Origin of the sequence: Segatella salivae DSM 15606, assembly GCF_000185845.1 — a bacterium.
GTDB lineage: Bacteria > Bacteroidota > Bacteroidia > Bacteroidales > Bacteroidaceae > Prevotella > Prevotella salivae.
Map to the genome: position 1 here is coordinate 1,760,148 of NZ_GL629647.1, position 12,176 is coordinate 1,772,323.

At 43.6% G+C, this 12,176-nt stretch carries 11 protein-coding genes; 3 read left to right on the plus strand and 8 right to left on the minus strand.

Translation table 11 applies throughout. From position 1 onward, the window contains the following. Positions 1 to 186 precede the first annotated feature (186 nt). The 7 genes from HMPREF9420_RS07160 to HMPREF9420_RS07190 form a co-directional block, all read right to left on the minus strand. On the minus strand, positions 187 to 1,461 hold the full coding sequence (locus HMPREF9420_RS07160; RefSeq protein WP_007134874.1) for a helix-turn-helix transcriptional regulator: 1,275 nt from the start codon (positions 1,459 to 1,461) through the stop codon (positions 187 to 189). 38 nt (positions 1,462 to 1,499) lie between these two features. After that, on the minus strand, positions 1,500 to 3,116 hold the full coding sequence (locus tag HMPREF9420_RS07165; protein ID WP_007134875.1) for a S41 family peptidase: 1,617 nt from the start codon (positions 3,114 to 3,116) through the stop codon (positions 1,500 to 1,502). Between the two features lie 49 nt (positions 3,117 to 3,165). Further along, positions 3,166 to 5,148: a DNA topoisomerase IV subunit B gene (locus tag HMPREF9420_RS07170; protein ID WP_007134876.1), complete on the minus strand. Its 1,983-nt coding sequence runs from the start codon at positions 5,146 to 5,148 to the stop codon at positions 3,166 to 3,168. Between the two features lie 43 nt (positions 5,149 to 5,191). After that, positions 5,192 to 6,340: a hypothetical protein gene (locus tag HMPREF9420_RS07175; protein ID WP_036907409.1), complete on the minus strand. Its 1,149-nt coding sequence runs from the start codon at positions 6,338 to 6,340 to the stop codon at positions 5,192 to 5,194. A gap of 61 nt (positions 6,341 to 6,401) precedes the next feature. Then, the gene (locus HMPREF9420_RS07180) at positions 6,402 to 7,589 is read right to left on the minus strand and encodes a THUMP-like domain-containing protein (protein ID WP_044078833.1); all 1,188 of its coding nucleotides are present in this window, start codon (positions 7,587 to 7,589) and stop codon (positions 6,402 to 6,404) included. Positions 7,590 to 7,658: 69 nt separating this feature from the next. Next, positions 7,659 to 8,357 carry a M15 family metallopeptidase gene (locus HMPREF9420_RS07185; RefSeq protein WP_007134879.1) on the minus strand — a complete coding sequence of 233 codons (699 nt, stop codon included), beginning with the start codon at positions 8,355 to 8,357 and terminating at the stop codon, positions 7,659 to 7,661. Next, positions 8,354 to 8,845: an MgtC/SapB family protein gene (locus tag HMPREF9420_RS07190; protein WP_007134880.1), complete on the minus strand. Its 492-nt coding sequence runs from the start codon at positions 8,843 to 8,845 to the stop codon at positions 8,354 to 8,356. The genes HMPREF9420_RS07185 and HMPREF9420_RS07190 overlap by 4 nt, the downstream gene beginning before the upstream one ends. Positions 8,846 to 10,044: 1,199 nt before the next feature. On the opposite strand from HMPREF9420_RS07190, the gene HMPREF9420_RS14850 reads away from it, so the two are divergent. From HMPREF9420_RS14850 to HMPREF9420_RS14855, 3 genes are all read left to right on the plus strand, one after another. Continuing rightward, positions 10,045 to 10,173, plus strand: a complete 129-nt coding sequence (locus HMPREF9420_RS14850) for a hypothetical protein (RefSeq protein WP_081457442.1) — start codon at positions 10,045 to 10,047, stop codon at positions 10,171 to 10,173. 369 nt (positions 10,174 to 10,542) lie between these two features. Further along, a complete protein-coding gene (locus HMPREF9420_RS14210) occupies positions 10,543 to 10,701 on the plus strand; it encodes a hypothetical protein (RefSeq protein WP_169309696.1) in 159 nt (52 codons plus the stop codon). 77 nt (positions 10,702 to 10,778) lie between these two features. Beyond that, positions 10,779 to 10,901 carry a hypothetical protein gene (locus HMPREF9420_RS14855; protein ID WP_257898460.1) on the plus strand — a complete coding sequence of 41 codons (123 nt, stop codon included), beginning with the start codon at positions 10,779 to 10,781 and terminating at the stop codon, positions 10,899 to 10,901. 511 nt (positions 10,902 to 11,412) lie between these two features. Here the strand turns inward: HMPREF9420_RS14855 and HMPREF9420_RS07195 are convergent. Next, a complete protein-coding gene (locus HMPREF9420_RS07195) occupies positions 11,413 to 12,060 on the minus strand; it encodes a WbqC family protein (protein WP_007134887.1) in 648 nt (215 codons plus the stop codon). Positions 12,061 to 12,176: the final 116 nt, after the last annotated feature.

The following is a 12,176-nucleotide window of genomic DNA, read 5'->3' on the forward strand; positions in this document are numbered from 1 at the left end:
AAATGAAATAACATTTGCCCTCACGGGTTGTTGCAATTTACAAAGTTGAGTACTTAATAGTCTAAAACTTAAACCTTCGATGCAAAGGTATAAATAACTGCAACTATAAAGTATCACAAATGTTCACATGTTCTCACAAATCTTCATTTTCCCCTTGTTTAGAGGTTTTTTTGTTCTCACAATTTTTCATTTCTCCTGGTTTTCCCTATCTTTTTTCTGTGAAAGTGTACGGAAATCAGATGGTGTTACACCAAATTTATCAGAGAAATTTCTATAGAACGTTTGGGCAATAGGCATGCCACACTCTTCTCCAATGGCTTCAATCGTGTAGTCGGGACTATCTCGAAGCAACTGCGCGGCATACTCCAAACGAAGATCATTGATGAACTTCGTGAAGCTCATTCCGGCATATCGGGTAAAGAGTTGAGCGAACTTATTGTGTGGAACATATACTTCGTTGATGATATCTTCACGAGTTAGTTTCGGTTTCAGGAACAGTTTGCGACTCATGATGACATTGGAAATGCGACTGAAGAGCTCGCGGTCAGCATCTATTTCGGGTTCTTCTTTCTCCTCAACTGGCTGCGTTGTGTCAGTTTCTTCTTTCACTTCGGCCTGTGTTTCGACCTTTTGCTCGTGCTGACTACGTTCAGTTATCAATGCCTGTCGATATTGAAGCAGTCGGTTAATTGTATCTACTGCCGACTCATTCTTACGTGTGATGATGCGGTTATAACGCGCAATTCTGAACACAATAAAGATGAGAAGCAACAAGATAACGACACCCATGATGAGGGCAATACGCATGGTTTTCAGCTCGGCTTGCTGCTGTCGTTGTTGCAATTCAAGGATAGTTGTCTCACTGGACTTCGCTAATTTGAACGCCGAACGAGGCATAAATCCGAAGGTACTGTTAGCCCCAGCCTTTACAGATGCCGTATCTGGGCACTCCGCCAATAGCCGAAAAGAACGGTTTAAGTCGGGAAGCAGGCGCAATGCCTCGTCATATTTGCCCGCGTTTTGCATCACAAGCTCCGTATTGAGCAGTGTGTACACCTTTTGATATAAGCCATTCCATTGGTTCTTTGGTGTGGGCATGGAGTTGAAAATGCTTATGGCTCTGCGGAAATATGGCATGGCATCGTCGTATTCTCCAATGTTAGCTTTGTTGATACCAATAAGGAAAGCCAACGTCGCTTCATAGTTTTGGAATCGCTCTTCGATAGAACGTCCGAGGGCAATATAGGCATATTCCAAGCTCGATTGCGTCTCACCTTTAAGGTATTTTGCGTAAGCTATCTTGGTCATCGTACGGAAATAAGCTTCCTTACTCGATGCCGTGTCCTCGATAGCATCGGCAGTTTGCCGTGCGTTCTGCTGCCCTGAGTGACACGAAGAGAATATCGTTACCGAAAAAGCGGTAATGAACAGCAGGTGATAAAACTTAAATTTGAGCTTCATTGCTATAGAAATAGAGCGTTATAAATATTGAATCATGTTTATTTTAGCAGTCCGACAGCCTTTACCACGATGGGGTTTGTTTCATTGATTACCTGGAAATATTCACTCATATCCCATAAATCTCGGGCGATAAGTGCCTTGAGTTGTCGTCGAAGTTGAGGCAATGTGGCCTGCAACTCCTGCAGATCCTTAGGCTTAATCTTGTCTTTTTCTGCCGCCTGGACTACGTCGTCAATCAACGATTGGGGTACTTCAAAGCGTGCATTAAAGTCATTAAAGGTTGCAAACTGCTTCTTCAGCTGTTTCCGATTGACGTCAATGTATTTGAGATTAGCGTTGATGATATAGCTGCGTGCAGCCATCTGACGCAAGAATTTTGTGTATTGCGTCGTGTCAAGTGGCACGAAAACATCTGGCATAATGCCTCCACCGCCATAAACAACGCGGTGCTTTCGCAACGTGTAATACTTCAAAGAATCAGCAAAGTGGATGCTGTCGGCACTATAAAGTTCGCCATGTTCGAAGCGTTTTTCAATGTCCATAGCGTAGTCAATGGCATCCCCCTTCTTGTAAGGCTTTTGTATGCAGCGGCCAGAAGGAGTGAAATAATGTGCTATGGTGAGTCGAATCATACTGCCATCAGGGAGGTCTATGGGGCGCTGTACAAGGCCTTTACCAAATGAACGGCGGCCAACCACGGTGCCACGATCTTGATCTTGTATTGCACCCGTAACGATTTCAGCCGCTGAAGCAGTATATTCATTGATGAGAACAAACACCTTTCCATCAAGTAATCTGCCACTACCATCGGCACAATAGTCCTGTCGTGGCACCTTACGTCCTTGCGTATAGACAATCAAATCGCTATTATGCAGGAACTCATTTGCAATCTGTACGGCTGCCATCAGATAGCCTCCGCCATTCTCTTGAAGGTCAAGAATGAGATCTTTCATGCCTGAAGCCTTCAATGTTTCGACTGCTTTCATAAACTCATTATACGTGGTTACGCCGAAACTTCCTATGCGGATATAACCCACATGAGGGCGAATCATGTAAGCAGCATCAAGAGTTTTCACTGGAATCTTATCGCGAACAACGGTAAATTTGAGTATGCCGGCAATACCACGGCGTACAACTCCCAGTCTGACTTTTGACCCCTTAGCCCCACGAAGGCGTTTCATGATGTCTTCTTTTGACATCTTTACGCCTGCAATGGCAGTGTCGTTGACACTCACAATGCGGTCGCCAGCCAAGATTCCGACACGTTCTGACGGGCCATTTACTACGGGTTGAATGACTAAAAGCGTGTCTTTCACCATATTAAACTGCACGCCAATGCCTTCAAACGACCCTTGAAGTGGCTCGTTCATTTCCTTAGTTTCTTTCGCCGTTGAATAGGAAGAATGAGGATCTAACTGCTCAATCATACCACGGATACCATCTTCTGCAAGCTTCTTTTCATCGACACTGTCGACATAAAGATTTGTAATGGCCATCTCGGCAAGCACCATTTTGCGCATCGGTGAATTGTATCCAAAATTCAGTTGCTGTGCCTTTATCGCTTGAGGGAACGATAAAAGTAAAAACAAAATCACCCATGTCATTCCATAAAGGAATGCATGAGTGCGGTCGGTTTTATATAGTTCTTTCTTCATTATGATTTATTTTTTATTCTACTTCATGGCTTTTCACGACACAAGAACTTTATTCCAAGGGTTCAGAATCAATGTCGGGAAGGTCTTCTTCAATAACAAGATTGTCGATGATAAAGTTCTGTCGCTCCATCGTATTCTTGCCCATGTAATACTCTAAGAGTTTCCCCACCTGATCGTTCTTGTGCAAAGTAACCTGCTCTAAACGCATATCAGGCCCTATAAAGTGTGCAAACTCGTCGGGACTAATCTCTCCCAATCCCTTGAAACGCGTAATCTCAGGGTCTGGACCAAGGTCTTTGATAGCCTTAAGTCGTTCTTCTTCCGTATAGCAATACAGCGTAATAAAGTCTGATTTCTTTTCTTTCTTATCCATACGCGCGTCAGCTTCGGCTATCACCTGTTTGTTTTTAATCTTTGTTCTCTTATTCCTTACGCGGAAAAGTGGCGTTTGAAGTACGTATACATGGCCTTTCTTTATGAGCTCAGGAAAGAATTGTAGGAAGAAAGTTATTATCAATAAACGGATATGCATGCCATCAACGTCGGCATCAGTAGCTACAATCACCTTATTATATCTAAGGCTGTCGAGTCCGTCTTCGATATCAAGTGCGGCTTGAAGCAAGTTGAACTCTTCGTTCTCATAAACCACTTTTTTCGTTAATCCGAATGAATTCAGCGGCTTACCACGTAGTGAGAACACTGCTTGTGTATTCACATCACGACTCTTTGTAATGCTTCCACTGGCCGAATCTCCCTCAGTAATGAAGATTGAACTATCCTCTTTACGATCGTTTTTGGCATCACAGAAATGGATACGGCAGTCTCTTAACTTCCTATTATGAAGGTTAGCTTTCTTCGCTCTCTCGCGTGCTAACTTCGTAACTCCAGCCATTGCTTTGCGTTCTTTCTCGCTTTCCTTGATCTTGTTCTCAATGACTTCCGCCACGTCTGGATGGATATGGAGATAATTATCGACATTCTGCTTGACGAAATCTCCTACATATTTATTGATACTTTCGCCATCAGGAGCCATCTGAGTTGAACCAAGTTTAATCTTCGTTTGGCTTTCAAATACGGGTTCTTCGACATTAATGGCAATGGCAGCAACAAGTCCATTGCGCACATCGGTATACTCATAATTCTTATTATAGAACTCCTTTATCGTCTTAGCTATATGTTCTTTGAATGCGCTTTGATGCGTTCCACCTTGTGTAGTGTGCTGACCATTCACAAAACTATGATACTCTTCACCATATTGATTGGTATGAGTGAAGGCGATTTCTATATCTTCTCCCACGATATGAACAATAGGATACAGGCCGTCATTCGTCATAGTATCGTTCAACAAATCAGCCAAACCATTCCGACTTTTGATGCGACGTCCGTTGTACATGATGGTTAATCCACTGTTCAAATAGGTGTAATTGCGCAGCATAGTCTCAACAATATCGTTGTGGAAACTATAGTCTTTAAAGAGTGATTTGTCGGGTTCGAAGTAGATAAAAGTACCGTTTTCGTCGTCTGTTTCGAGTGTAACATCATTGAGTTTCACGCCTTTTTCAAAGGTCAACTCACGTACTTTCCCATCACGAAATGACTTTACTTCAAAGTGTGAACTCAATGCGTTCACTGCCTTAATACCTACACCATTCAAACCAACGCTTTTCTTAAAAGCCTTCGAATCATACTTACCACCGGTGTTAAGCATGCTAACTGCCTCAACCAACTTCCCTTGAGGAATGCCTCGTCCGTAGTCACGCACACTCACACGCAAGTTATCTTCCACCTCAATCTCAATGCGATCGCCGGCTTTCATCTTAAATTCGTCGATTGAATTATCAACAACTTCCTTCAACAATACATAGATTCCATCTTCCGGAAGATTACCATCGCCGAGACGCCCGATATACATTCCCGGACGTGTTCGCACGTGTTCCATATCCGAAAGATGTCGAATATTATCGTCTGTATAGGCTACCGTCGGCTCTTGTTGACGGCTTTGAGCTTCATTTATCGTTTCGTTTTCAGGCATATTTGTTTTTCTTTATTTCATAAAAGGGCTGGCGCTGCAACACTTAAATCAGCTTTTTATAGCATCGACGACGCTTATGTTGCACGGTTTCTAAGTATTGCCACTGCGATTGTACTTTGCCATTGGTTTCCATTTCCACATGGGTTTCACCCCACTCTATTCCATATTTCTGATAAATAGGAATGAGATGAGAGAACAAAAGGGCATTAGCGCCTTTCACACGATACTCAGGAAGAACGCCTATCAGCAACAAATCGACTATCTTTGTCTTATGAAACTTCAACACACGAAGCATATCCCACCAACCAAACGGCCACAATCTGCCTCTGTGTAGCTTCTGCAATGCACGTGACAACGAAGGAATCGTAATACCAACTCCCACTAATTTATGGGGCGTTACACTCCAATCTTCAACTATCGGCACCCAGTTTAAATCAACAAAGGGCAGATACATCTTCACATATTGGTCTATCTGACGATCTGAAAGCTCTGAATAGCCATAGAGATGCTTAAATGTTTCGTTGATTACTTCAAACACTTTATGACCATATCCGTCCTTAAAGATCTCACGTCTTGTCATTGCTCGCACATGAAGATCATAGCGTTTTTCAATCATCTGAGCCACTTTCATATACTTTTCTGGCATTTCTTTCGGCACAATGAGCTTGTATTCTACATAATCATTGTCCTTTTCCCAGCCGCCAAGTTCCTGCATGTGGCGCGGATAATAAGGGTAGTTATAGAGGGTTGCCATTGTTCCGAGCTGGTCAAAACCATCTGTCAACATTCCCTCTGGGTCCATATCAGTAAACCCAAGCGGCCCAATGATGTTGTCCATACCATGGGCTTTGCCATAGTTTCCTACCGCATCAAGCAATGCACGGCTCACTTCTATGTCGTCAATAAAGTCAATCCAGCCAAACCTTACAGCCTTCGTATCCCACTGTTTGTTTGCTTTGTGGTTAATGATGGCAGCCACACGGCCCACCAATTTGCCTTCTTTATAAGCTAAATATAACTCTGCTTCACAGAACTCAAAAGCCGCATTCTTCTTTGGATCAAGCACATGCATATCGTCACTAAATAGTGTCGGTGCATCATATTCATTTCCTTCGTAAAGATCATAATGGAAATCGATGAAGGTTTTTAAGTCTTTTTTGTTCTCTACCTTCTTTATTTCAACTGATGACATTGTATCTATCATTTTATTTCTAAACATGCAAAATTAGCCAAAATTGGTCATAATTCCAAATTTACATTTGTTTTTTGCATAATATTAAGGTATGTGTTGTCCCCACAGTCGTGGCAAATAAATAATCATTTCCCCCTTCTTTCAAGTGCAAACGCCGCCGAAGTTCGACAACTGTCAACGGAAAATTCCTCACCGCCACATTGGCTTTTATTAGTCCGCCAAGCTTTGTTTTCACCTCTTTTCGGTTCATCGACATGATGCTTTGAATCTCAAAACTACGCCCCGGAAAGCCTTCCACGCGCTTATCCGACACAAACAGATGGGAGTTCTGCCCCACTCCTTTCACTCCATAGCGTTCAGCCAGCTCGCCAAAACAGCCTCCTTTCATCAGTGAAGCATGGGGTTCATAGAGCCAACGAGCCGAACTGAGGTTGTCAACCATATTTACTGGAATAGCAATTTGACTGAAAGCACACGCAAAAACATCGTCATCATTCACACAATACAGGCGCTTTTCATCACATGCTTCCTGTCGTAGAATGAGCAAAAGTTCCTTACATTCGCCTCCAACACTCACGATATGAACCTCTGAAACATATTTCATTTCCTCCACAGCTGCATGCCAATCGAGCATCGGCGATAGCTTAATCATAACCCATTGCGCCTTTTCCACAAGCTCATCACTAAGTGTTGCCACATCGGGCGAGCAGTCTTTAATGGCATAAGTCTTACTCCCGTGCGCATCACGGCGGGCAGGATCCAAGTAAACGAGTGCGACTCGGTCTTGCTGTTCGCGAAGATAGGCAACACCATCCCCCTCTACTATCTCTGCCTGTTGTAGTTCGAAACACGCTGCATTGTGGCGCATCACCTCACAAAGGCGCTCTTGTTGCTCCACATATACAGCCTTTTCAAACAGCCGAGCCATGTAAGAAAAGTCCACGCCGAAGCCCCCAGTGAGGTCTACTAACGTACCTTTCTGCCGCTCATCTGCTGCTAACAACCGCTCTACTACCCTGCATTTATAACGCGCAGTGGCTTCACTTGAGCACTGTTCCATCGACAAATGAGGAGGAAACCACACGTCATCTCGCCTTGCCCATTCAGGCAGTTTCTGACGCGCTGTCTGCCATCCCTGTATCTGAGAAAGGGCAAAAGCCATGTCAACTTCAGGCCATCGACGAGCTTGAAGGGCTAAGGTGCGCACATCGTCTGTGCGGTGTTGGCGTATAAACGTGGCTGTATTCATTGCTAAGCGATAACATTCCGCGACACAAGGCAAACTGCTTTGTGCTGCCTTTTGTCGTGCATCATAAACTTATGGGATGACTTTATAATACTTCTTTGCCGTTGCACGCGAACATTTATTAAAGTGCCACCACTCTGTTCTGAGTGGAATGAATCCGCCATATCGCATGACTTTGCGCAACAACTGACGATTTTCACGCGCTTTCTTGCTAATTTTCTTCTCCTCAACCAAGCGATCTTCATGGTCGATATGGGCGGCACGGCCCATATAATCGATTTTTGTTCCCATGTCGAGTGTGTCACCTTTCAGCGTACAAAGTGTGATGTCAACTGCCATTCCATAATTATGCATGCCACCACCATGGGCTGGATTCGACACATAGATATCCTTTTCGGTGTGTTTCACCTTATCCCACATCTTCTGTTGGATGTGCATCGGGCGAGCCGCATCATAGACTTTCAGACTCAAATCGGGGCGTAACTGCTTCAAATATGCCTGCGCTTTCTTCAATGCGGCCATGGCTTCGGGATGCAAAAAGGCTTCTTTGAGATCGTCATATAGCACTACTCCGCAGAAGTTATCAGCCCTTCCATACATCAAACTCACATGGATTGACGGATCAACCTCACGGATGTTCACATAGCCTTCGCGCGCTAATTTCCGCGCCGTCTGACTTTCTTTCTGCGCAGCTTCGACAGAAATCACACTGCATGACAACAGCAACAGGCACGCAAGGCGACTCACAAGTCGTTGTCTTTTCATTTTCATTGTTTATTGTTTTGTGGCGTTTCGTCTGCCAACGCCTTGTCTTCATTTTTCGCATGATGGTGTTCGAGATGACGAAGCACATAGTTGAATGCTTCCATTCCCATGAGAACGAGCACCGTGGCCACTGCCGAGAGCACGTAAAGTCCGGCTCCACAACCCAAGCCTATTGCCGCAGTAACCCACACTCCGGCTGCCGTGGTCAGTCCACGCACGGCATTTTTCTGAAAGATTATCGTCCCGGCACCAATAAAACCAATGCCCGACACTACCTGAGCAGCTATGCGTGACACGTCAAGACGCATGTTGGGATCCTTCAATATGCCGTCAAAACCATGGGCCGATATAATCATAAAGAGGGCCGATCCGAGTGCAACTAAGAAATGAGTACGTAGTCCTGCCGCCTTCTCGCGATACTCGCGTTCGAGTCCAATGAGTCCTCCTAACACGGCAGCAACAAAGATTCGTAAGATAAACTCTAATGTCATCATAAGTGAGAAAAATGATATCGTGTTGCAAACTTACACAAAAATTGTAACATTCCCATGCTTTCTTCTGGTTTTTCACTCATCCTTCTGCGCATAAACCACCTCACTTCATGAGCCAAAACAAAGGGAAAATGCTCGCATAGACATACACTCATAAGCCTCAACCTTCACTCTTGACCTGCTGTTCTGACGTATTAAACGAGAGAAGTCAGCCTCATTCAACAGGGAATAAATCGCAAACAACAAGTTGAAGTAATCAAGAAAAACAAAAGTTTTCATAGAAATATGCCACTATTTCAATAATGATTACCAACTGATTTACAATGCTTTATCTTATAGTTATAGTTTTTATCAATGACTTAATATATTTTTTCGATTGCTAAAGGGATAGAGATTTTCTATCTTTGCAATGTCTTTCACGATAAACATCAAGTGAAAGGAGTAAGAAAGGAGCGCCTTGATACTCAATAACATTTGGACTATATTAGTATAATTCAGCCAAAGTCGGCTCTTACAACATTATGAGTGATGAGCAGCGGAGTGATCCGCTGCATCGTCTTTTATAACAATTTGACACTGCATTAGCTACCATAACACATATATTTGAAGCGTATAAGGACATCTGTTTGTAACAGATGTCCTTGTTTTTTGTGGGAAAAGATGCCGCTCCCACCACTCTTTCGTTGTGGGTCCTTCGCCCTTTTGCCTCCCATTTCCAGCCCCTTGCTCTTCCCGTTTTATAGGTTTCACAAACAGCAACCAATGGCTTCTCGAAGAGGGAGGAGAGGTATTAGCCTAAGAAATAAATGGGATGGAATTAGATTTCATTAGAGGTGGCCATGCAGTTCCTAACTTCTTTGGGCATGGAATCCGTTAGATGATAATGGATTTCATAAGAGGTATCCATGCAGTGTGCAATCTTAGTCTGTGCGGTATCTTTCTAATGATTTTGGATTTCATCAGAGGTGCCCACGCAGTTGATTTTAGAAGGCAAAATGATTTGCGCCATATTATCGTGTAATTTGATGTATTTTGTGCGGTGAAATGCCGCAGATTGTTCAACCATTTGCACCAAATGATTTTATAATGAATTATCATTGAATGAATAATAAAAATCATTTGAAATAGTCACGCAATAAAAATTTTATGCCAATGAATATTGTTATAGCGCACAATGACATAGGTGTTATGCCAGTATTCCAATGAATGCATCCACTATGATGAATGTTCTCATCTCGCAACTCGGTACGAGTTGTTCTTTTGATAGCCCGGGGTTGGCGAGGAACGAGCCTACCCCGGGTCAACGTTTGCAAGGAGATTCAACGCCGTAGGTGTTGAGCCTTTTCTATGAAAGCATGGTTATAGCGAGGAGATTCATGGCAGATTACGTAAAAAAAGCGCAACACCTACGGCGTTGTTCCCCACACAACATACGCTAACCCAGGGTAGCCTGCACTATCGTTTGGCAACCCTGAGCTATCAAAAGCGCAACACCTACGGCGTTGAAACACGCATTTTGTAACACCATTTCTGTTGTTTCATATGGTAAAATACGGAAAATCATCATATGAAATGTCCCAACTCATTTTACGCTTTATTATCAACATCATCAATGTTTTCAATTACCTCTCAAATAACTCCCTTCATTTTCATGGCTAACTACTCCCCTCCCTCTTTGGGGAGGGGCTGGGGGTGATGCTTTGTTTCCCTTACACTATTTTACATTTTATTATCAATCATGTCACTCTCACAATTGTTTCACCACGCAACTCGGTACGAGTTGTTCTTTTGATAGCCCGGGGTTGGCGAGGAACGAGCCTACCCCGGGTAAACATTCGCAAGGAGATTCAACGCCATAGGTGTTGAGCTTTTTCTGTGAAGGCATGCTTATAATGAGACAATTTATGGGGATTAATCAAAAAAAAGCGCAACATCGATGGCGTTGTTCCACACAAACCATACCCTAACCCAGGGTAGCCTGCACTATCGTTTGGCAACCCTGGGCTATCAAAAACGCAACACCTACGGCGTTGAAACGTGTGTTTCATGGTGTGATTAACGTCTATACACATATGGATTAATAGCGGATTACGCTTAGAAAGCGTAACACTTATGGCGTTGAAAGGAATCATTTACAAAATAAGATGTGTGGAAACACAACGCAATATTTATGATTTTAAGAGGTAATTTACGGCTAATTACGCAGTAAAATGACGCAAACGGGGCCACACTTCCACCCCCTTGTTCTCCTCGTTTCGCAAGCTCTACGGACAACGACCTATGAGTTTCCGAAGAGAGGGAGGGGTAGTTAGCCCCGGAAATAAAGGGAGCGTTTGAGAATGAATTAGGATTTATGACGTTGTTGATACTAAACCATAAAATAATATCAATCACCACAAATCAGGTTTTGCCTATAACGACACACCAATCACGAACATATCACTCCCGATTGGTTTCCATTTATTAGAAAAATTACACTATAATCACACTCCAATTGCAGACATATCACTCCCCTCTCTCTTCGGAGAGGGGCTGGGGGTGAGGCTTTATTCTCTCCTACTTCCTCCTTCCTACAACCACAACACGGCCTCATTGCCTTCATTAAATAGCAGGTCGAGGATGCTCATATTGGCTTGAAAGCCATGCTTTTGCTGGTAAACTTGATAGTAAGGACGGGGAGAAAAGTCGGTATCGGGACCGGGATGCTTCGGTCGGATGACATCGCGGAAGTCGTCGAAGACGTGGGAAGCAGCGCTATTGTCAGTGGAAGGAGCCAGCGGAACAAAAGAATCGGTCAGGCGGATAGAGGGTTGAATATCCAACAACTCAATCATTTTTTCCGTGATAGCCATATTAAAGTCGATGAGAAACGTCCATTTTTGTTCAAAGAAAGGGCGCAGATCATCTTCATAATACATAAAAAAAGGACTCTCTCCATAGGCAGAACAGAGTGCATTCCAATGCACATGACGCCAGTTTCCATGGTCCGAGATGCGGATATCTTGCATCGGTGTCTTTGAAAGTTGATAGCCATCAGGGCAAGTTACAGGGATAGAGAGCGCCTGAACGCCATTGGTTGTTGGGATGACACAGCGGTTGCGATAAGTTTGTTTGACAAAGTTATCGTGACATTCGATAAGACATTCATCATAACGATGCAGCTTTTGATACCATTGAATGGGTCCGAAATATGTAGAAGAAAGTAGGGCCGTTTTCACTATTCGAGTGCTTTTGAGCGTTAATGTGTGGGGCGTTTGTCAGAAAGGGAGGTAGAACAATCTCATGGCGGGGCCGATAATGTCGTGATAAGGCACAAGCGTTTGTCCGTCACCCG

Excerpts from the sequence above, each read along its gene's own strand:
- HMPREF9420_RS07175 (WP_036907409.1), bottom strand. The coding sequence starts at position 6,340 with ATGTCATCAGTTGAAATAAAGAAGGTAGAGAACAAAAAAGACTTAAAA.
- HMPREF9420_RS07190 (WP_007134880.1), bottom strand. The coding sequence starts at position 8,845 with ATGATGACATTAGAGTTTATCTTACGAATCTTTGTTGCTGCCGTGTTA.
- HMPREF9420_RS07185 (WP_007134879.1), bottom strand. The coding sequence starts at position 8,357 with ATGAAAATGAAAAGACAACGACTTGTGAGTCGCCTTGCGTGCCTGTTG.
- HMPREF9420_RS07165 (WP_007134875.1), bottom strand. The coding sequence starts at position 3,116 with ATGAAGAAAGAACTATATAAAACCGACCGCACTCATGCATTCCTTTAT.
- HMPREF9420_RS14855 (WP_257898460.1), top strand. The coding sequence starts at position 10,779 with ATGGCGTTGTTCCACACAAACCATACCCTAACCCAGGGTAGCCTGCAC.
- HMPREF9420_RS07160 (WP_007134874.1), bottom strand. The coding sequence starts at position 1,461 with ATGAAGCTCAAATTTAAGTTTTATCACCTGCTGTTCATTACCGCTTTT.
- HMPREF9420_RS14850 (WP_081457442.1), top strand. The coding sequence starts at position 10,045 with ATGAATGCATCCACTATGATGAATGTTCTCATCTCGCAACTCGGTACG.
- HMPREF9420_RS07170 (WP_007134876.1), bottom strand. The coding sequence starts at position 5,148 with ATGCCTGAAAACGAAACGATAAATGAAGCTCAAAGCCGTCAACAAGAG.
- HMPREF9420_RS07180 (WP_044078833.1), bottom strand. The coding sequence starts at position 7,589 with ATGAATACAGCCACGTTTATACGCCAACACCGCACAGACGATGTGCGC.